19 protein-coding genes and 1 tRNA gene are annotated in these 20,455 nt (G+C 66.8%); 8 read left to right on the top strand and 12 right to left on the bottom strand.

Features of this window, described 5'->3' with window-relative positions:
- Window positions 1–208 precede the first annotated feature (208 nt).
- From O3932_RS05105 to O3932_RS05090, 4 genes are all read left to right on the top strand, one after another.
- Complete coding sequence (locus O3932_RS05105; protein ID WP_371536693.1) at window positions 209–1,621, top strand: hypothetical protein; 1,413 nt, start codon at window positions 209–211, stop codon at window positions 1,619–1,621.
- A gap of 104 nt (window positions 1,622–1,725) precedes the next feature.
- Window positions 1,726–2,196 (top strand): phage holin family protein, encoded by a 471-nt coding sequence (locus O3932_RS05100; RefSeq protein ID WP_315295281.1) that lies wholly within the window; start codon window positions 1,726–1,728, stop codon window positions 2,194–2,196.
- Entirely contained in the window at window positions 2,193–2,630 is a 438-nt protein-coding gene (locus O3932_RS05095; protein WP_347715779.1) for a DUF3618 domain-containing protein, read from the top strand. The genes O3932_RS05100 and O3932_RS05095 overlap by 4 nt, the downstream gene beginning before the upstream one ends.
- Window positions 2,631–2,926: 296 nt before the next feature.
- Window positions 2,927–3,205, top strand: a complete 279-nt coding sequence (locus O3932_RS05090; protein ID WP_034505325.1) for a DUF3073 domain-containing protein — start codon at window positions 2,927–2,929, stop codon at window positions 3,203–3,205.
- Between the two features lie 250 nt (window positions 3,206–3,455).
- Here the strand turns inward: O3932_RS05090 and purM are convergent, their stop codons facing one another.
- The gene (gene purM, locus O3932_RS05085) at window positions 3,456–4,616 is read right to left on the bottom strand and encodes a phosphoribosylformylglycinamidine cyclo-ligase (protein ID WP_371536690.1); all 1,161 of its coding nucleotides are present in this window, start codon (window positions 4,614–4,616) and stop codon (window positions 3,456–3,458) included.
- A gap of 100 nt (window positions 4,617–4,716) precedes the next feature.
- Entirely contained in the window at window positions 4,717–6,285 is a 1,569-nt protein-coding gene (purF, locus tag O3932_RS05080; protein WP_009648684.1) for an amidophosphoribosyltransferase, read from the bottom strand.
- A gap of 175 nt (window positions 6,286–6,460) precedes the next feature.
- On the opposite strand from purF, the gene O3932_RS05075 reads away from it, so the two are divergent.
- Window positions 6,461–8,971, top strand: coding sequence for a (Fe-S)-binding protein (locus O3932_RS05075; RefSeq protein WP_371536688.1), 2,511 nt, complete (start codon window positions 6,461–6,463; stop codon window positions 8,969–8,971).
- Window positions 8,972–9,058: 87 nt separating this feature from the next.
- Here the strand turns inward: O3932_RS05075 and O3932_RS05070 are convergent, their stop codons facing one another.
- The 4 genes from O3932_RS05070 to O3932_RS05055 form a co-directional block, all read right to left on the bottom strand.
- Window positions 9,059–10,642: a hypothetical protein gene (locus O3932_RS05070; RefSeq protein ID WP_371536685.1), complete on the bottom strand. Its 1,584-nt coding sequence runs from the start codon at window positions 10,640–10,642 to the stop codon at window positions 9,059–9,061.
- A 1-nt stretch (window position 10,643) separates the two neighbouring features.
- Entirely contained in the window at window positions 10,644–11,225 is a 582-nt protein-coding gene (dcd, locus tag O3932_RS05065) for a dCTP deaminase (RefSeq protein ID WP_009648761.1), read from the bottom strand.
- A gap of 46 nt (window positions 11,226–11,271) precedes the next feature.
- Window positions 11,272–11,700, bottom strand: coding sequence for a TM2 domain-containing protein (locus O3932_RS05060; RefSeq protein ID WP_009648763.1), 429 nt, complete (start codon window positions 11,698–11,700; stop codon window positions 11,272–11,274).
- 353 nt (window positions 11,701–12,053) lie between these two features.
- Window positions 12,054–12,680, bottom strand: a complete 627-nt coding sequence (locus O3932_RS05055) for a hypothetical protein (protein ID WP_371536681.1) — start codon at window positions 12,678–12,680, stop codon at window positions 12,054–12,056.
- Between the two features lie 255 nt (window positions 12,681–12,935).
- Between O3932_RS05055 and O3932_RS05050 the strand changes: the two genes are divergently transcribed.
- Window positions 12,936–13,772, top strand: a complete 837-nt coding sequence (locus tag O3932_RS05050) for an A/G-specific adenine glycosylase (RefSeq protein WP_371536775.1) — start codon at window positions 12,936–12,938, stop codon at window positions 13,770–13,772.
- Between the two features lie 76 nt (window positions 13,773–13,848).
- On the opposite strand, the gene O3932_RS05045 is transcribed toward O3932_RS05050, so the two are convergent.
- Genes O3932_RS05045 through O3932_RS05035 form a run of 3 tightly spaced genes read right to left on the bottom strand, consistent with a single transcriptional unit; the run spans window position 13,849 to window position 17,197 of the window.
- Window positions 13,849–15,180, bottom strand: coding sequence for an ABC transporter permease (locus O3932_RS05045; protein ID WP_371536678.1), 1,332 nt, complete (start codon window positions 15,178–15,180; stop codon window positions 13,849–13,851).
- Window positions 15,177–16,118, bottom strand: a complete 942-nt coding sequence (locus O3932_RS05040; RefSeq protein WP_299240156.1) for an ABC transporter ATP-binding protein — start codon at window positions 16,116–16,118, stop codon at window positions 15,177–15,179. Before O3932_RS05040 ends, O3932_RS05045 begins: the two co-directional genes overlap by 4 nt.
- The gene (locus O3932_RS05035; protein WP_371536675.1) at window positions 16,115–17,197 is read right to left on the bottom strand and encodes a biotin/lipoyl-binding protein; all 1,083 of its coding nucleotides are present in this window, start codon (window positions 17,195–17,197) and stop codon (window positions 16,115–16,117) included. Before O3932_RS05035 ends, O3932_RS05040 begins: the two co-directional genes overlap by 4 nt.
- A 166-nt stretch (window positions 17,198–17,363) precedes the next feature.
- On the opposite strand from O3932_RS05035, the gene O3932_RS05030 reads away from it, so the two are divergent.
- A complete protein-coding gene (locus O3932_RS05030) occupies window positions 17,364–18,017 on the top strand; it encodes a GNAT family N-acetyltransferase (protein ID WP_371536773.1) in 654 nt (217 codons plus the stop codon).
- 349 nt (window positions 18,018–18,366) lie between these two features.
- Here O3932_RS05030 and trxA read toward each other — a convergent pair whose 3' ends face one another.
- From trxA to O3932_RS05015, 3 genes are all read right to left on the bottom strand, one after another.
- Window positions 18,367–18,735 (bottom strand): thioredoxin, encoded by a 369-nt coding sequence (gene trxA, locus O3932_RS05025; RefSeq protein ID WP_009648778.1) that lies wholly within the window; start codon window positions 18,733–18,735, stop codon window positions 18,367–18,369.
- A gap of 94 nt (window positions 18,736–18,829) precedes the next feature.
- The gene (locus O3932_RS05020) at window positions 18,830–19,468 is read right to left on the bottom strand and encodes a TetR/AcrR family transcriptional regulator (RefSeq protein ID WP_009648767.1); all 639 of its coding nucleotides are present in this window, start codon (window positions 19,466–19,468) and stop codon (window positions 18,830–18,832) included.
- A 163-nt stretch (window positions 19,469–19,631) separates the two neighbouring features.
- Window positions 19,632–20,051 (bottom strand): NUDIX domain-containing protein, encoded by a 420-nt coding sequence (locus O3932_RS05015; protein ID WP_371536673.1) that lies wholly within the window; start codon window positions 20,049–20,051, stop codon window positions 19,632–19,634.
- A 302-nt stretch (window positions 20,052–20,353) separates the two neighbouring features.
- Here O3932_RS05015 and O3932_RS05010 point away from each other — a divergent pair.
- A tRNA-Gly gene (locus O3932_RS05010) sits at window positions 20,354–20,424 on the top strand.
- Window positions 20,425–20,455 lie beyond the last annotated feature (31 nt).

Raw genomic sequence — 20,455 nt, 5'->3', positions numbered from 1 at the left:
CGCACGAACACGAAGGCCTCAGGCACAGAGCAATCCCCGCTTTCGCAGGGAAAACGTCCTCCTAATGCACTGCATGGGGCCATCCCCATCCGGGGAACACGGCAGCCACAGCCGCCTCACTCGCTGGCAGGACATCACAAACGTATCACCCGACCCACTCCCGCGCGCCATTACGGCACAAACGACACGATCCTGAAACAATAGGGGCATGTCGAACGACTCGCGTGAAAACCTGCAGGGTACGGATGGCCAGGACGTGGCTGACTTGACGGCTGCCGCTGGGCAGGCCGTCGCGGAGCCGACCGCCGCTGCTGCGGTCGACGCTGCCGTCGAGGGGGCCACGGCCTCGTCGACGACGGGCGCGCAGGACGAGGCCGTCCTGACTGACGCTCAGCAGCCCCAGAACTCCCCGTACGCGCACAGCCCCCGGAGTGGTGCGCAGGCCCCCCAGTACTCTCCGCAGCCACCGGCTCCTCGCCGGACGCAGAGTAAGGTCATGGTCGCGCCGGTGCCTGTGCACGTGCCCGCGACTGAGCCGCGCCCGTGGTACCGTTCGCGCCGCTCGTTTGCGGCGAAGGGCGGCGGTGGCAAGGTCCTGGTCGCCGGCCTGGGCCTGACCTACACGGATCATGCGACGGGCGCGCTCCTCCTGGCGAACGTGGACATGGGTTTCCGCGCGCGCACGCTGAGCGCGATCCTGGATCCGACGGGCCGCCGTGCTCGCGCCCTGTTCCTGATCCTTGCGGGCCTCGAAGAGCCGCAGGCTGGCCGCATTATCGCTGCGCCGTCGCGTTCGTGGGTGGCGCGCCTGGCGGGCCGCATCGGCTCGGTGGCGCTGATCCGTATGGATTCCCCGCTGGATGAGACGCTGACGATCCGCCAGAACATCCTCGAGCCCCTGTCGGCGACGGGTTCGGTCGCGGACTGGGATAACCTGGTGGGGTCGCTCCAGGTGACGGGTCTGGCGCAGCGCGTTGATCGGTATCCCTCGGAGCTGACGCCGTGGGAGCGCTTCAAGGCGCTGATCGCTCGCGCGATCGTGTCCGGTGCGGAGGTGTTCCTCATTGAGGATCCGATTTCCCTGCCCGATGAGGCGCGCACCGAGTTCGAGCCGCTCCTGAGGTCGCTGACCAAGGCGGGCTGCGCGGTCGTCGTCTCAACGCCGTCCCCGGAGCTAGCCGCCTCGACGGACCGTGCGATTCTGCTCACGAACGGTCGAGTGTCGCTTGACGCGCCGAACCCCACGCCCGTGATCATCGCGACGTCCCTGGAGGCCAACCCGGAGGATCAGAGCACCCTCCGTGCATCACTCCCCTCCCCCTTTGACGAGGTCGTGGCTGGCACCTCCGGTTCCCTTCCCGCGTCGGCTCCCGCCCGCCGCTCGATTGGCGCGGCGACGAACGCTCAGGATCTGTCTTTTGACGAGGCCCCTGTGGACGAGCCGGTGCTCATTGCGCCGGTTGAAACGAACGCTGGTTCAGCCGACAACGCGCCGCTCCGCGACATCCCCGCGGTCGATTCTGAGGACCCAGCACAGGCCGAGGATGAGGTCTCCGAGCTGGTCGTGCGCGCCCGCAAGATCCTGTCGGATCTGCCGGGTCCCATCGCACCGAAGGAGTAACGCGAGGAGTAGCGTACGGGTCACTGCGAGCCGCCTCTCTTCATGAGAGACTAGGCTTATCAGGCGAGCCGTCGCCTCGTTACCCCGCACGCGCAGGAGCCCCTATGACCCAGTCTATCCCCCAGCCCGGGCAGTACCCGCCGCCCGAGGCCCCCACGCAGCACGCGCCGCAGCACGCGGCTCCCGCATCCGAGGCACGCCCCAGCATTGGCAGCCTCGTCGCGCTGGTGACCAGCCAGCTGTCGGGAATTCTGCGTGACGAGATCGAGCTCAATAAGACGAAGGCGCGCGCTTTCGCCGCCAAGAGTGGTAAGGGTGCGGGCCTGCTCGTCACGGCCGCCGTTTTCGCGCTTTTCCTGCTGGGTTGGACTCTCCACACGGTCGAGGTCCTCCTGGCCCTCGTGCTTCCGGCGTGGGCGGCGTCGCTGATTGTTGTCGTGATCCTGCTGGCCATCGTGGCGACCCTGGCCCTGGCCGGTAAGAACGCCCTCCAGAGCGCGCAGAAGCACCGTCCGGATCCGGCCGCATCGGTGGCCGCTACCAAGGAAGCTATCGAGAAGGGACTGGGCAAGTGAGCAACTCCGTCGACCCGCGCACCGTGACCGTCGGCGAGCGCGCCGCTCAGCCTTCCGGCACGCGCACCGCAGCCCAGATCGAGGCCGACCTCGAGCGTCAGCGCGCCGAGCTGGCCGCCACGATCGATCAGCTCTACGCACGCGTGCAGCCCGCCACCCTCGCCCAGGAAGCGAAGGAGGAGGCCACCGTGCGCTTCAAGTCCTTCAAGGAGACCGCGTCTCTGACTCTTCAGGACGCCGTCGGCGGCAACGCGGAGGCCATCAAGAAGGTCGCCGTCGTCGCCCTGTCCACGGTGGGTGCCATCGGCGTCCTCGTCCTGCTGGCCACGCGTAAGCCGCGTCGCGCACGCCGTCAGGCTCGCCGCATCGGCCGCGAGGCCGCCAAGCAGACTCTCGCCGCGCTCGCGAAGGCCGACGAGGCCGTGGACGCCTGACTCTTCCGCCTTTCCGTGTGCTCCCCTCGCCCGGGCATCCCGCTCGCGCGAGGGGATTGCACATCTGCGCGCCTGACAGATTAATCCGTAATACCGTTCACATGATGCTGCGCGTCGCGCACGTTTTCGGCGTGTTGCCGGGGATTCACCCCCTTCGGGTCAATCCGCTCAGCGCGCAAAAACCGATCCAAGGTGAGGTCAAGCCGTTCCATTAGCTATGATGGTCCCACGAAACATTTTGAACACCCAGGGAACCGCTTGATGCGGACCCGAACGACGCGGAGGGGGTCGACGCCATGGGGCGCGGCCGTCAAAAGGCTAAGCAGATGAAAGTCGCTCGGAAGCTGAAGTACTTCAGCCCCGACACCGACCTACACGCACTTCAGCGAGAGCTGGCGGATGAGGACTCGTACACGACGAACAGTGCCGTGGACGAGCCTGAAGAGGACGATGCAATCGACGACGACCTCTACTCGAAATACGCCGACTTCGCGGATATTCCGGCAGAGGACGACGACATCGACCCGAAGCAGCTCGATGAGTCCTTCTGGACGGGTGGTTCCTCCACCAAGTAACGGCTGAGCCATTCGGCGGACCGGCCCCGGTCCGCCGCTTTGGCGTACCCGAAACCTGGCATAAGGTCCCGATTCGTGACCGCGCGCGTCAGCGTACCGCGCGCATCGCTGTCACGCATGCGTCGCTGTCATGCGCACCCGCCGAAGTTTCCCGCTTGATCGCGCCAAGGCCTCGTCCATCCCCAAGCACAGCGGGGCCGAGGCCACCCGGCCCCAGCCCCGCCCGCTCGCGCTCGGAGACGCAGAAGAATCAGCCGAGGCGGTACTCGCCGTGCAGCAGCACGGCACCCGCCTGGACGCCCTTCGTGCCGGAAATGAGGCGCACGCCGGAGGAGTCCGCGCTCAGGTCCGAGACCAACCCGAAGCCAGCCACCGTACCGTCAGCACCGGCCGACGTCACGGAACCCAGGACCCACGCCGCCACCCCGGCCTCGTTGATCGCGGTCAGGACCTCGGAGGCGACGGACGCGGAGACGACGGCGACCATGCCGACGCCCAGGTTCAGGGAGTCCTCCATGCCGACCCAGGTGACGTCGCCGCCGCGGCGCACCCAGTCGAACACGGCGGGCACGGTCCACGTGGAGCGGTCCACGGTGGCGATGGCACCCTGGGGCAAGACGCGCGACAGGTTCGCGGCCAGGCCGCCGCCGGTCACGTGCGAGTAGGCGTGAATGCCGCCGACGCCGAAGCGCTCGACCAGGTCAAGGCACAGGCGAGTGTACAGGCGGGTGGGCTCGAGGAGTTCCTCGCCGAGGGTGCGGCCAAACTCGGCAACGTGGGACTCCAGCGACGCACCGACGCGCGCGACGACGGAGCGAACCAGCGAGTAGCCGTTAGAGTGCAGACCCGAGGAGGCCATCGCGATAACGACATCCCCATCGGTCACGCGCTCGGGCCCCAGCAGCTTCGAGGCGTCCACGACGCCGGTCGCCGCGCCCGCGATGTCGTAGTCGTCGGGCGCCATGACGCCCGGATGCTCCGCGGTCTCGCCGCCGATGAGGGGCGTGCCCGTGGCCTCACAGGCCCGCGCGATGCCGGTGACGATGGAGGCGATACGCTCGGGCACGACGTGCCCGCAGGCGATGTAGTCAGTCATGAGAACCGGGCGCGCACCGATCACGACAATGTCGTCGACGACCATGCCGACCAGGTCCTGGCCGATCGTGTCGTGCACATCCATGGCCTGCGCAATCGCAATCTTCGTGCCCACGCCGTCCGTGGAGGTCGCCAGGAGCGGCTTCTCCATGCCCAGCAGCGCCGACGCGTCAACCATGCCGGCGAATCCGCCGGTCGCGCCGAGCACGGTGGAGTCGTGGGTGGCGGCGACGGCGCTCTTCATCAGCTCGACGGCGCGGTCTCCCGCCGCCGTGTCGACGCCAGCGGTCGCGTAGTCAAGGGGGGTGTCGGTCATGGGTGGTGCCTTTCGCGGGTGGCGCTCGACGAGGCCATGTCTGGGTGATCGGGACAGTAACAAAGCCCGCGACGCGGGGGGCGCGTCGCGGGCGTGGAGGTTAGCAGGGGGTGGCGTCGGGGGTTCCGGGTACGGGCGTCCCGGCGGGGATCGCCTCGGGGTATTCGCCGGTGAAGCAGCCCAAGCACAGGGAGGTCCCCTGCCCGGTGGCCGCGACCATGCCATCGATGGAGAGGTACGCCAGGGAATCGGCACCGAGGTGAGCGCGCACCTGATCGACGTCCATGGAGGAGGCAATCAGCTCAGCGCGCGTCGGGAAGTCGATGCCGAAGAAGCACGGCCACAGGACGGGCGGGGACGAGATGCGAATGTGCACCTCGGCTGCCCCGGACTCGCGCAGCATTCTGACCAGCGCGCGCTGCGTATTGCCGCGCACGATGGAGTCGTCGATGACGACCAGGCGCTTGCCTTCGATGACCTCGCGCAGCGGGTTGAGCTTGAGGCGGATGCCGAGCTGGCGCAGCGACTGCGTGGGTTCGATGAAGGTGCGACCCACGTAGGCGTTCTTCACGAGGCCCTGCGCGAAGGGGATGCCGGCCTCCTGCGCGTAGCCGATAGCGGCGGGCGTGCCCGAGTCGGGGGTGGGCATCACCAGGTCCGCCTCGATGGGGTTCTCTCGCGCAAGCGCAGCCCCCATCTCGTGGCGCGCGGCGACGATGCGGCGTCCACCAATCGTCGTGTCGGGGCGGGCCAGGTACACGTACTCGAAGACGCAGGTGTTGGCTCGGCGCACAGCGAAGCGGCGCGAGTGCACGCCCGACGCGTCGATGGAAATCAGCTCGCCGGGCTCGATCTCGCGCACGACGGTCGCGCCGCACAGGTCCAGGGCAGCCGTCTCGGAGGCGACAACCCAGCCGGAGGCCAGGCGACCGAGCACAAGCGGGCGGTAGCCATGCGGATCACGCGCGGCGTACAGCGTGTTCTCGTCCATGAAGACCAGGGAGAACGCTCCCCTGATGCGCGGCAGGACCTTCAGGGCGGCACCAACGAGGGGCGCGGGTTCAGGATCGACCACCGCCGAGGCCGAGGTCACCTCGTCCCCCTCCGCGTCACCGGGCGTGACGGCGGGTGTCGCGATGAAGGGGGCCGGACCGGGAATACGGTCGGCCATGCCGAGGAGCGCGGTCACGAGGGAAGTGTCGGTAGAGGCTCCGCGCTCGAAGTCCTCGCCGTCGTCGGCGATGTCGGCGGCCAGCTCACGCAGCTCAACCGTGTTTGTCAGGTTGCCGTTGTGGGCCAGGGCAAGCGTGCCCGTGGGGGTGGGACCCAGCGTCGGCTGGGCGTTGCGCCACACGTCCGCGCCGGTCGTCGCGTAGCGCACGTGTCCCAGCGCGATGTGGCCGCGCAGGCCCTGGAGGGACTGCTCGGAAAACACCTTGGAGACGAGTCCCTGGTCCTTGTAGACGAGGATCTGCTTGCCATTCGAGGTAGCAATGCCAGCACTCTGTTGGCCTCGGTGCTGGAGGGCATAGAGGGAGAAGTAGGTCAGGCGGGAAACATCCTCGCCCGGGGCCCATACTCCGAAGACACCGCAGTGATCGTGCGGGTGATCGTCCCCGAAGAGTTCCTGGTCGGACAGTGTCATGTCTGGCTGCGAGACGGGAAGCACGATCTCACTTTGACACACTTTTTCACAGCTCGTGGCACATATCCACGTTGTGGTGAGCACATCTGTGCCTCCGCGCAGGCCACTCGGCGCGTAATTGCGCACGCTTTGCCGGGGAATTCGGTCGCTCGCGGATCGAGATGCCACAATGGAGTGCAGAAAAAACAGAGGAGGAAACGTGGCCAATCCAACGCTGAGCGCCATCATGTGGGGACTCGCCCTGCTGGTGAGCGCTCTGGCCATCCTGTCGTTCGCGCGAGGCCTGACTCACATGTGGCGCACGGTCTCGGCGGGAACGCCGGATCCGGGGCGCCTGCGTCCGGTCGGCAAGCGAGCGTGGGGCGTCGTCTCGGCGGCCCTCACCCACCGCGAGTTCAAGGGCCGCCCCTGGATCAAGTGCGCCCACTGGCTCGTCATGGTGTCCTTCCCGATCCTCTTCCTCACCCTGGTCACGGGCTACGCGCAGCTGCGCATCCAGACCTTCACGCTGCCCCTCCTCGGCCACTTCGCGCCGTGGGAGTGGCTCACCGAAGTCTTCGCGTGGGGCGGCCTGGCCGGCATCATCCTCCTCATGATCGTGCGCCAGCGCGCCGGGCGCGGCACGGCCGCCGAGGCGGCCCTGTCCAACGACGATCCCGACGGTGCTGCCGCCGCGGCCGACCCGAACGGCGCCCCGCCCTCGTCCCTGGCCAAGCCTCACCCGCGCGACTCCTCCCCGCGCGGCCTGGCCTCCCGCTTCCTGGGTTCGACCCGCTGGCAAGCGCTCTTCGTTGAGTGGGTCATCCTCATCGTGTGCGCGTGCGTCGTGGCCTTGCGTGGCCTCGAATACGCGCTCTTCAGCGTCACGCCGGGCCTCGAGGCCCACGCGACCGCACTGCACTTCCCACTCACCGCCTGGCTCGGCGCGCTCTTCGTTGCCGCGGCCTCCTCCTCGGCCGCGTCGCTCGCAAACGCAATCGTCCTGGTCAGCGCGCTCAAGGTCATCACCTCCATGACCTGGCTGACGGTCGTCGGCATTCAGACCGGCATGGGCGTCGCGTGGCACCGCTTCGTCGCGATCCTCAACCTGTACACGCGCCGCAACGCCGACGGCACGAAGTCCCTGGGACCGGCTGACCACATGCTCATTGACGGCAAGCCCGTCACCAGCGAGGACGACTTCGACGATCTCCCCGAGGACACGGTCCTCGGCGTGGGCACGGTCGACGACTTCTCGTGGAAGGCGCGTCTAGACCTGTACTCGTGCACCGAGTGCGGTCGCTGCCAGGAGCTGTGCCCCGCGTGGAACACCCAGAAGCCCCTCTCCCCCAAGCTGCTCATCATGGGCCTGCGCGACCACATGGAATCCGCCTCCAACGTGCAGATCGTCGAGCAGGAGGAAGGCCCCCAGAAAATCGAGGACGGCGAGGTACTGCTTGACAAGGGCGTGCCGGCCTCGCCGCACTCCTTTGATCTCGTCTCCGCCCTGTCCCTGTCGGGCGCGACCGGCCCCGAGGGCGTTTCCGCGGTCACTGCTCCCCTGGTCCCCGAGGTCGTCTCCGAAGAGGTCCTATGGGACTGCACGAACTGCGGTGCCTGCGTCGAGCAGTGCCCTGTCGACATCGAACACATCGATCACATCCTCGATCTGCGCCGCCACCAGGTCCTCATGGAGGGTGCGTTCCCCCGCGAGCTGGGCCGCGCGTTCCGCGGCATGGAATCCAAGGCGAACCCCTACAACCAGGCAGCTCGCAAGCGCATGGACTGGGCGAAGAAGCTGGACTTCGACATCCCCGTCGTCGGCGAGGACATCGAGGACGCCTCGCAGGTCGACTACCTGTTCTGGGTGGGCTGCGCGGGTGCCTACGACGACACAGCGAAGAAGACCAGCGCCGCCGTCGCCGAGCTGCTGCACACCGCGGGCGTGTCCTTCGCGGTCCTCGGATCGGGCGAATCCTGCACGGGTGACCCGGCCCGCCGCGCTGGCAACGAGGCGCTCTTCCAGATGTTGGCCGCCCAGGCGATCGACACGCTCAAGGAAGCCAAGCCCCAAAAGATTGTTGTCTCCTGCGCGCACTGCTTCAACACAATCGCAGGCGAGTACCCGGAGCTGGGCGGGCACTTCGACGTCGTCCACCACACGCAGCTCCTCAACCGCCTCGTGCGAGACGGCCTGCTCACGCCGGTGGCCCCCACGGCCTCGGCTGCGTCCACTGCCTCCGCGAGCAAGGACACCACGGACGAGGCCGGGGCACAGTCGGCAGACAACGCTCCCTCGGTCGGCACACCCCTGAAGGTCACCTACCACGACGCGTGCTTCCTGGGACGCCACAACCGTATCTACGAGCCGCCGCGCGAGCTCGTGGGTTCCCTGCCGAACGTGGAACTCGTCGAGATGCCGCGCAACCGCGACCGCGCGATGTGCTGCGGCGCGGGCGGCGCGCACGCCTGGTTCGAAGAGACGCGTGGGACCCGTATCGCAGACGCTCGTATCGTCGAGGCCGCGTCCACGGGCGCGGACGTCGTCGCGACGGCCTGCCCCTTCTGCTCCCAGATGCTCGGCTCCGCGTCGGGCACATCCGCCGGATTCGTTTCCTCCGACGCCACCGACCGAGGCACCGAGGGCACCTCGACACTGACACGCGGGAAGCTCCCGGAGGTGCGCGATGTCGCCGTCATGCTGCTCGAGTCCGTGAAGCGCGGACAGTAACCGACGCACGCACGCTGATGACGAAAGGGCGGCCCCGCAGACACACCTGCGGGGCCGCCCTTTCGTTCACCTGCTGAAAAGCCGCATCTACGGACGCGGCTCAGCTTCGTCTTCCTCAGCGGAAACATCTGCCAAACCGACCAGGAAGCCGTCTTCGTCGATGACGTTGCCGCCCACGAGGGTCGCAATCAAGCCCGCAGCCTTCTCGACCTCCTGCGCCGAACGCAGACGCTCGCGGCGCGCGGTGCGGCTCATCGTGTTCGTGCCGGGCGTCGGGGCCAGGCCGGACAGCCAGCGAACCTGATACTCGATGATCGCGCCTGTCGTCCACGGCTCCCAGCGCAGCACGCGCGGGGGTGAGGGGACTGCGTGGACCTCGATCATCATGTCAGAGCGATTGCCAATCGGGCACATGAGCGCGTAGCCGTCGACGACCTGCGGCTCGTTACGCTGGGCCTCCAGCTCCTCACGGGCCTTCGCGATCTTCGAGGCAATATCCTCGCGGACAGGACCCAGCTCGGCCTTCAGCTTCTCGATCTGCGCGGCCTGCGCGGGGGTCAGCGCCGGGGCCTCGGGGACGATGTCGCGCGCGTCCTTCATCTGCTCAAACCCGGCGCGCTCACGCATTGCGGACAGCAGGTCCTCCGGGTTGATCCAACGCGGCGCGTACACCGTCAGGTTCACGGCCGAGTCCGCGTCGGGAACCATGACGTAGCCGCTACCGGCCAGGCGCAAACCGCCCGCCAGGCGACGCGCCATGCGGCCCAGCGCCTCGAGCACGCGGTACTCCAGACCAACGGGCATGCCGTCGGGGAAAGCCTGCGCCCACTCCCCCATGACCGCGCTGGGTTTCTCCTCGGCACGCGAGACTGGGCAGCGCAAGATCCACGCATGCGTCAGCAGGGACGGGGTGCCCAGCTGCGCGCGCGTCGGCTGATCCAGGGACCACGGGCCCTCAAGCTCGGCATCCGACGACAGGTGCAGGCGACCGGGCGCGAGCCAGCCGGCGTCATCCCACATGGAGATCGCGAGGGCCTCCAGCTCGGCCGGATCCACGGCCTCCGACACGAGGAACAGGTGGTGACCCAGGGCTTCCTGCATGTCGATAACGCCTGCGGGTTCGCTAACCTCGATGGCGGCGGCAATCGGCACGGCAGCCTCCGCGCTGGTGATCTCGCCGTCTGCGGCAATCTGGAACGCCGGCTCCTGGGTGGTGCTCAGGCCGATCAAGGACACGTTCGTCTGCATGATCGGGCTGCCCGTCGCGGACGTAAGGACCGAGTCCGCCAGGCTGGAGTGGGCACTCGCCATGCGTTCCTTGAAGGAACGCCTGACCGGCGAGGGCGGGGGCGGCGCATCGTTCCGGTTCGTGACCTGGCCGGTACGCGGGGCCATGCCGGGCAGCACGACGCCCGTTATGACGCCCGTGCGCATCGTGGTGGCCCGCTGACCGGCGGGCGGGGGTAGTAGGCGCGGGGTCGGATCCGCGGGTTCAGGCAGAGGAGGTGCCGTCGGCGGCAGGTTCTCAGGTTCAGGCGGAGGCGTTACCGCCGATTCCAGTGCGAGAGGCGCGTCCTGTTCGGCCGCATCAGCTGCGGCAGCGCGCGCCGCACGCTCGGCGCGCCTGCGCGCGAGCCGGGACGGAAAGGGAGGGTGGGGAGACTCCATCATGTCACCGATCAATGCGTGTGCGAGTGAAGCGCTGGTGCGTCCGGGACGGCGTGGGGCCTCGCTGACCCTGATAGTGGGAGCCAGCGCCCTGCGAGCCGTAGGGATGCTCGGCCGGGGAAGACAGGTCGAAGAAGCACAGCTGCCCGATCTTCATGCCCGGGTAGAGCAGGATCGGCATCGTCGCCGCGTTGGACAACTCGAGGGTCACATGACCGGAGAAACCGGGGTCGATGAAGCCCGCGGTGGAGTGGGTGAGGAGGCCGAGGCGCCCCAGCGACGACTTGCCCTCAAGGCGCGCGGCGATGTCGTCGCCGAGGGTGACCAGCTCGTAGGTGGCACCCAGGACAAACTCGCCGGGGTGCAGGACGAAGGGCTGATCCGGCCCCACGTCGATACGTCGCGTCAGATCCGACTGATCCGCCGCAGGGTCGATCACCGAGTAGCGGTGATTATCGAAGAGACAAAAGAGGCGATCCAGCCGCACGTCAATACTGGCTGGCTGAACCAGGCCACGGTCCAGAGGATCGAGACGAATCCGGCCGGAATCCAGAGAGACGTTGATGTCGCGGTCACTGAGCAGCATGACTCGATTGTCGCACACTCAGCGCCGCGACAACAGCCTCAGCGGATCACTCCAGGGGACGGCCCTGCGCGTCGCAGCCGTAGGCACCGTAACGCATGATGATCATGATGAACTCAACGAAGGCCCAGATGCCCGTGACGAGCATACCGATGACGGTCAGGGACAGGATCAGCTGGATGATGCCCTTGGTGGTGTAGCCCAGGTAGAAGTTGTGGATACCGAAGATTCCGACGAAGAACGCCAGGAGCAGCGCGACGATCCACTGCTTGGGCGGGGTCGCGTAGGCACCCTGACCAAAGGCGGGCTGGCCGTAAGCAGGCTGGCCGTAAGCAGGCTGGCCATAGACGGGCTGCTGTGCACCCGGAGCAGCGTTGGCCTGGTCGTAACCGGGGGTCGAGGCCTGGGGGAAGCTGGGAGCATCCGGCGCGGGCACCGAGGTCTGGTCCTCCGAGTTGAAGGGGTTGGGCGTCGTCATAACTAAGCCTTTCGATTGTCGTGGGAAGTGACGGCTGCGGGCCGCACCCGCATAGCCTAGCGTGTCGACACCACTTTTCGTCATCCGCAGCGACCCCGAAAGACCCCCGATCGCGCCCCGAGCGTGCCCGCAAACGCGTTCCGACAAGCATTTTGGGACCGAGGGCCGCTCGTCCGCACCACGCGCTATACACCACAAAACAGCTCGGACACGCAGTGAGACGCTCGCGTACGGGGCGTCGCTGCACCCGGACAGAGAAACGTGAGGAGCACTAGATACACGTGTGGGACCCGGCATCAGCCGAGTCCCACACGGCGCTCACTTACGCGCCTGTTCAGATGCGCGCGAGTACGTCAGACGGTCGGAACGCCGTTCGCATCCCGTGCGTAGATCCACTTGCCCATGAAGGTCATGATCGCGCAGGCGAGCACGCAGCACGCCCAGATGAACATCAGGAAGAAAGCGAACGGATTCGCTTCGCTCAGCTCCCAGTCGAACGTCGCCAAGTAAAGCACGTTCAGGACCACGGTCACGGCGACCTTGATGAAACCGATCTGCTTGTGGCCAAGGAAGAAGTCGCCGGCACCAACACCGCCGAGGAAAAGGTTGAGAAGGCCCGCAGTCTTACGAGGCTTACCCAGCATGGGAGCGTTGAATCCGGGCTGACCGTAGCCGGGCTGGCCATAAGGCTGCTGACCATAAGGCTGCTGTCCGTATGCAGCCTGCTGCCCGTAGCCGGGCTGGCCATAAGGCTGCTGCCCGTAGCCGGGCTGACTGTAGGGCTGCTGGCCATAGCCGGCCTGCTGACCGTAAGGCTGCTGACCGTAAGGCTGCTGACCGTAAGGCTGCTGACCATTGGCCGCCTGCTGGCCGTAACCGGGCTGCTGACCGTAAGGCTGCTGGCCATAGCCGGCCTGCTGACCGTAAGGCTGCTGGCCATAGTCAGGCTGCTGCCCGTAAGGCTGCTGAGGAGTAGACATGACGTCTCCTGATAGTGAGGGAACCCTCGACAAAATGGGGGTAATTGAAAACAGGATCAGACTAGCGAACCTGTAGTGTTTATACAACAGTCGCCATTTTCATGCTCCACATCACACTTCGTATATGTTAGAACGCGCTCATGGGGACTTTTTACCTACACTGACAGGGTGTTCACAAATCCAACGGCTGAGGCCTCGCAGGTACTCCTCCATGACCTTCCCCGCTGGTTCGCATCCAACAAACGCGACCTGCCCATGCGCGGCGATGACGTGTCCGATTGGGGAACACTCGTCTTCGAGATCATGAGCCAACAGACGCCCGTCGCGCGCGTTCAACCGATCTGGTTGGAGTGGATGGAGCGATGGCCAACACCCGGCGACCTAGCCGAGGCCTCCTCCGCGGATATCATTGTGGCCTGGGCGAATCTGGGCTATCCCTCACGCGCACTGCGTCTCAAAAATTGTGCGGGCACCATCGTCGAGAAACACGGCGGTCAGGTGCCCCTCACTATAAAAGAGCTAACTCTCCTGCCCGGCGTGGGCACCTACACGGCCAGCGCCCTCCTGGCGTTCAGGCACGGAATCCGGGTCCCGGTCCTGGACACAAACGTTCGACGAGTGCTGGTCAGATTTCTCGATGGCCGGGAGTTTCCACCCCATTCGACCCCCTCGAAGGCAGAAACGCAGCGCGCGGACGCGCTCCTCCCGACAGATGGACGTCTCGCTGCCGACGTCAGCTTGTCGCTCATGGAGTTCGGAGCCCTCGTGTGCACCCAGCTCTCCCCGGGCTGCGACACGTGCATCATGCGCACGCACTGCGCCTGGGCACACGCCGGATTCCCGAAGGACGAGAAGCGCCCCACCCCCCAGCCCTACGCGGGCACCGACCGCCAGGCCCGCGGACGCATCATGAAGGCCCTACGCTCCGCCCACTTCGAAGGCACCGAAGGCCTCACGAAACGTCGCGTCCTCGACGCCGCACGCCTCGACGGCGGCGACCGCTACCAACCCGCCCGCGTCTACCGAGCCCTCCTCAAGGAAGGCATGATCATCTACAACGAAGACACGAAGCGCGTGACGCTGCCCCGCTGATTCTGGCACGAGGCCGACTCCCCACCGCGAACACGCGCGGCCCCGGCGAGGAAGCCACGGCCTCGTCACTGAACCCTCAGTAGCGGATCGCGTCAATCGGCTTGATACGCACGGCTGCGAGCGCCGGGATGATGCCGCATAGAGCGCCGATGCTCGTAGAGATGGCGACGCCCGCGACGGCTGCGCCGGCTGGGAACGCCGGCGTTTCGCTGAGCGCGATTCCTATTGTTTCGAGTGGCAAGAAGCGTACGACGACGACCGCGATCCCCACGCCGATGACGCCGGCGACGAAGGTTGCGACCACCGACTCCATGAAGACAGCGAAGAAGACGCGCGCGGCAGAGGCACCGACGGCGCGGCGGATACCGATTTCGCGCACGCGCTGACGTACGGTCACGATGGCGACGTTGAGCAGGCCGAGCGCGCCGAGGAAGATGATGATGCCGCCGATAATCATGATGACGCGGGAGATTGTCCCCAGCTGTTCTTCGCCCGTGTCCTGGTGTTCGCCGCCGGTGACGCTCACGTGCCATCCGTCGCCGAGGATCGAGGCGAGGGCTTGCGGCAACACCGTGCGAGCCTCCTCGGCGTCCTCGGGGCTGACCCACGCGATCATTGTGGGCTGCCCCATCTGCGGCAGGGCGGCGCGCGCCGCGTCGTAGTGCACGTAGAGGGTCGGCATGTCGAAGCGGCTCTTCGCTTTCGTGACGCCGACGACGCGCAGCGCGGTGCCGTCGGTGGTGTGCAGGACGATGGGGACCTGGTCGATGGGTGCGCGGCCCAGCTGATCCCACAGGACCTCGGAGATGACGACGGGGGTCAGGCGCTGGTCCGCGTCGCCGTCGGTCACCCAGCGTCCGGCGAGCATGCGGGTTCGGAAAATCACCTCGAAGGAGGGGTCGACGGCCTGAATCGTGACGTCGTTGAACATGTCCTGTGTTTGCACCACCGGGTAGCCGCGGAATAGTCCGGTGCTGCGCGCCTGGCGGACCTCGACGATCTCGCCGCCCGAGCTGGACAGGCGCGACCAGTAGTGGATGTCGTGGTGGCCCGCGAGCGTCGCCATCGCGTCGCTCACCGGATCCTTCTCGTCGGGTCGCGCGACGGTTGACGAGGCCTGGGTCCCTTCACCGGTTCCGGTTTCCTGGGCGGGGGCCTCGTTCGAGGGTCCTCCTTGGCTTGCTGATGATTTTTCCGGCGCGAGGCGCAGTGTCACCGAGCGTCCCTCGTAGAGTTCGGCCAATTCGCGCGAGGATTGCAGGATCAGGTCGCCCAGAGCGATAACGACCGTCATGGCGGCCACTGCAGCGACTACTCCCACGAGGGAGAGGACCACGCGGGCTTTCTGGACTTTCACCTCGCCCCACGCTTCGATGAGGGCGCCCACGATCTGGCTCAGTGCGTTCACTGCTCACTCTCCCTTTGTCGAGCCGCTGCCCTACGGACGGCTCTCATCGTCTGACGTGCCGTCACACCCGTATCGTCAGGTGATCCCCCCGACGGCGGTGCCGGAACCTGCGCGGGAGGCGGCGGGGGTTGCGGACCAGCGGAGGCGGCGGAGGCCTCGTCCCAGGGGTTCCCGGGGATCCCGGCGCTTCCACCGGTCCCGGCGTTGTCGACACTGGAGTTCCCCGCCTCCGCGCGCTGCGTCAGGGTTCCAGGGTCCGTGACCTCGTGGAGGACGCCGTCGTAGAGTTCGTAGGCGCGCGAGGCGCGGGCGGCGACCGCCATGTCATGCGTGATGACGATGAGCGCTGAGTCGGATTCGCGGGCGACTTCCTCCAGGAGGGTCATGACCGCTCGGCCCGTGTCCGGGTCGAGCGCGCCCGTCGGCTCGTCGGCGAGGATCACGCGCGGGCGGCGCACGAGGGCACGGGCGATCGCGATGCGCTGCTGTTCGCCTCCGCTCATCTCCCCCGGGTGCGAGTCGGCGCGATCCGCCAGGCCCACACGTTCAAGCATGTCGAGGGCAATTGAGCGCCTGCACAGCAGTTGCGCGCCGGAGGCATACAGGAGGGGCACCTCGACGTTTTCGGCGGCCGTACGGGCGGCGAAAATGTTAAATTGCTGGAAGACGAAGCCGAAGTCCTCGCCGCGCATGCGAGCGCGACGCCCCTCGCCCAGGCGCGTCGTATCCACGCCGTCCAGCTCGTAGGTGCCTGACGTGGGAGCGTCCAGCAGGCCAATGATGTTGAGCATCGTCGATTTGCCGGTACCCGAGCGGCCCACGATGGACACGTGCTCGCCCGCCGCGACGTCCAGGTTGACGCCGCGCAGGATGTGCAGGTCCTCGCCGTCAGGCAGGGTGACCGTGCGGGTCACGTCCCGCAGGTGCACGAGGCTCATCGCGCGCTCGTCCCGTCGGACGCGTCAGCGGCCCCATCCATGGCCCCGCCGCCCGTGTCACCCGAGCCGTAGGGGTCGTCCTGGTTATCCTTCGTCGCAGTCGGGGTGAATTCGAGGATTTCCTCGCCTTCCTCGAGTCCCTCCTTGACCTCGACCATCTTTCCGTCGGTCAAGCCCAGGGTGACCGAACGCTTCTCCGGGTTGGCCGGGTCCGAGGTCGGCAGGTAGACGGTGCCGGTCTGGTAGCGACCCTCGACCGCGGAGACCGGCACAGCGAGCACATCCGTCGCCGATCCCGTCGTCATCTCGAGGCTCACCTGCAGGCCCGCGAACACGGTCTGATCGGAGGGAATCGCGCAGCGGGCCTTCAGGTCCGTCGAGGCCGCAGCCGAGTTCTCGGAGGCACCCGAGTTTTTCGTGTCCTGCGTCTTGCTCGTGGGGCTGACAAGCGTGACGTCTGTGCACTCGAAGGGGGCCGGGCCGTTCTTGATGGTGACGGTCGCGGTGGAGGGTGCCTCCTGGAGGCGGTACATCTGGTCGGCGCTCAGGGCGGCGACGGCCGAGAACGTGGAGGGGGCGACCGAGGCAACCGTGTCGCCAATCGCGAACTGCTGTCCCACCAGGACGCTCGTGGACACCTTGCCGTCGCCGGGGGCGGCGACCGTCTCGTATTTGAAGGTAGGCTTCCCGGTCTCCATGGTGACGTCGCCGTCCTTATCGGTGACTTGGCGGGTTTCGCCCGGAATTTCCTTGCGGATCTGGATGAGGGCATCACCCTTGGCGACTGTGTCGCCGTCGTTGACATAGACGCGCACGACCTCGCCGTCAAGCGTCGCGCGAGCATTCACCGGCTCATCCGCCTGGATCGTGCCCGTCACGCTCACAGTGTTCGTAATGTCCGCGCGGCCCACAGAAATCGTCATCTGCCCGAAGGTTCCACCCGGGTCCATGCCGTCGCCCGTCTGCTCCTCCTGCGCGGCGGGGAAAAACGCGAACTTGACCAGGGACACCGCGATGATGACCCACGCGAGTGCCTTGACAATATTGAGCACCTGCGCGGTGCGGGTCTTACGTGCCACGTCCGTCTCCTTTAATGTTCGTTAATCGCCTTATTGTAAGGCGCACGTCACAGCCAGAGCAATGGTTGATACTCATTCTCAGGTTGCTCCCCGCTGTGCACTGGGGGCCGCCCGGCGCATCGCCCCAGCTCTGCCTACGATGAGGGAACACGACCGAGAGGATGCCATGATCCGCCGCGCCACACCCGCCGACGCCGACGCGCTATCCGCGCTCGCCCGCGAGTGCTTCACCCAGACCTTCGGGCACCTCTACACGCCGGGCGATTTAACTGTCTTTCTCGACCAAGCCTACTCCCCCGCCGTCCTACACTCCGAACTTCAAGATCCGCAGCGCGCGACCTGGCTCCTCTTCGAGGACACAGTCGATGGCTCACCGTCACCGGACGAGGCCTCCTGCACGCCCAGCGATCTCGTTTCCTCCACCGGCCCCACCGTTCATATCCCCGGCGAACACCCCACCGCCCCCTATTCCGGGGAGGAAGCCCCGGCCTCGTTCCCCGACGGACTCATCGGCTACGTGACCGCGTGCCCCGCGCACCTGCCCCACCCCGACGTCGCGCCTGGCGACGGCGAGGTCCAGCGCCTCTACATTCTGCGCGGATACCAGGGCGGCGGCCGCGGAACCCTCCTGCTGCGCACCGCGCTGGAGTGGCTCGAACGCGACGGGCCGCGCACCCTCTGGATCGGCGTGTGGAGCGAAAACCATGGGGCGCAGCGCTTCTACGCGCGCCACGGCTTCGAGATCGTCGGCGAGTATTCCTTCATGGTCGGCGACCACGCCGACCGCGAGTTCATCACCCGCCGCCCGGCGAGCGCCTGACGCCGACCGTCCTGCGTCTAGGGGGAGACAACCTGCAGATGCTAATGCCCCCCAGGGAAGACTGGGGGGCTGGCCGGAAGAAAGGAGATGCGATGATCACACACATCATCAGCACTCTGATTGCTCTTCCAGCTTCTATGGTAGCACTTCTCCAGTTGATCGAAAGGTTCAGCCGAGGTAAGGGCCGCCACCGGAAGTAGGGGCAGTCCCCGGCCTCTCGTACGCGAGGGGTCGGGTCCGGTCACAACCACGGCGGCGTATACGCGCCACGGACGAGCGGCATCCCGACATACGAAAATGGGTCCCGAGGTTCTCACCTCGGGACCCATCGACGTCTGCTGGGACGCGGTCACTCAGCCTTGTCGGCCTCGGCGATCTTCGCGCGAACGTCATCCATGTCCAGGTTCTGGATCTGGGAGATCAGGTCCTCCAGGGCGGACAGCGGAAGCGCACCCGACTGGCGGAACACCGCGATGCCATCGCGGAAAGCCATCAGCGTCGGGATCGACGTGATCTGAGCGGCCATCGCGAGCTGCTGCTGATCATCCGTGTCGATCTTGCCGAACACGACGTCCGGATGCTTCTCGGAGGCCTCCTCGAAAACGGGGCCAAACTGGCGGCACGGGCCGCACCAGGTCGCCCAGAAATCAACCAGGACGATGCCGCCGGCGGACACAGTCTGCTCGAAGTTCTCCTGCGTCAGAGTAACGGTAGCCATGTTTCTCCTTGTGTCGCCGACACTCTGGTCGGCAGGTCAGTTGGGGCCGGACGACCCCTGTGTTCTGTCTGAATCAACGGACGCGGCGCGCCCACTATTCCCCGGAGGGGAGAGGCGAAGCGGTGACGTGACGCACGTTCTCCTCGGAGGCACCCAGGCCTCGCAAAATAAAGGTCTCCACCAGCGCCAGCGCCGACTCACGGTGCGCCGCATCCGCCGGGAGGCGCTGACCCGCCAGCGTCGCATGAATGAGATGAACCGCGCCCAACGTATTCTGCTGCGCAATCAGGTGACGCTCCATGGCCTCGTCGAGGATCTCAATGAGGACCTCGCCCACCATACCCGCGTGATCGTGCAGGTGCGAGGCACCCCGACCCGACATCTGCCGACGCAGGCCCATGCCAGCCTTCACGTGGTAGCGGCTGATCATCTGCAGATGCGCGCGAATGTAGAGGCGCAGGCGCATGAGCGGGTCAGGCTCGGCCTCGAGGCGCGCGGTGAGCACCCGCGTGAACTCCTCGGTGACCTGGCGCATGTAGGCGAGCAGCAGCACTTCCTTGTCCGCGAAGTGGTTGTACACCGCCGTGCGACCCACGCCGGCGCGCTCAGCAATCTGACTCATCGTGATGGATTCGAAGGCCTGCTCGGCCATGAGAGACCCGAGCGCATCGAACAGGCGGGTGCGCGTCAGCTCGCGGTGGGAGGCGAGGGACTCGCCAATAATCTTCGGCATGCGCTTATTCTGACATCCGGTCCCCATGTGTCGTCAAATGGTGGCGGGCACCATTCCCGCGCCGCGGAAGCAACGCACGCTTTATCACTCGCCCTCTCAGCGCACCCAACACAGCTCACGCGCACTCACGTCGGCCACCCACTCCCCGCCGACGCGCGACGTGTCACCGGCTGCAGCGCGCAGCCACGGCCTCGGCAATAGGAAGGTCCGCGACGATCCAGGGCAGGTCCCCCAACTCGGAGATCGGCACCCAGCACGCCTCCAGGTGCGAGGTACCAGCGCGCGGAGTCGGCGAACTGGGCGCAACCTCCGCGAGCCACACGCCCATGACCCGCCCACCCAGAACCGGCCACCACAGGCCGCCGTCCGGGCAGACGCGCTCCCCCACCCGCAGGTGCGCGCCGAGTTCCTCCGCAATCTCACGCTCGAGCGCCGCCGCCGCGTCCTCACCTTCTTCGATCTTGCCGCCGGGCAGCTCGAACTGGCCGCGTAGCTCCTGCGGGTACGCGCGCGAGCACGCGAGCAGCACGGTCGGGTGCTCCAGGGAATCGACGATGGCTGCGGCCACCACGGGACGAGGCATGGGTCCTCCAATCGGTCAAGCGATCCTCAGTGTATCCGCGGTCGACACACGCAACAGAACCGGAAGCGTCTCGGAGCGGACCGCGAGGCGTGAGCTGCGGCAGGAGCGGTGAGCGCTGCCGTCTCCGCGCTGGATCGGCGTGCGCGCATGGGCGGATGCGGCCTTGTTGCCGAGAGCACGCGACAACCGCCATCGCACAACCCACAGCGTCGCGAGCGCAGCACTGTGTGCGAGACGCCGGTTGCGTGCCCGTCCATCGTGACGCTATGATCGACAGGTCGATTCCTTCGGGACGATGAATTGCGGGCGTAGTTCATCGGTAGAATGGAAGCTTCCCAAGCTTCAGAGGCGGGTTCGATTCCCGTCGCCCGCTCCGTTTTCCGCCTGGCCGCGCGCCGGGCGGT

It is taken from the genome of Pauljensenia sp. 20925_1_25 (assembly GCF_041433955.1).
GTDB lineage: Bacteria > Actinomycetota > Actinomycetes > Actinomycetales > Actinomycetaceae > Pauljensenia.
Note: the sequence above shows the minus strand (reverse complement) of the source record. Positions and strands in the feature narration are given on the sequence as shown.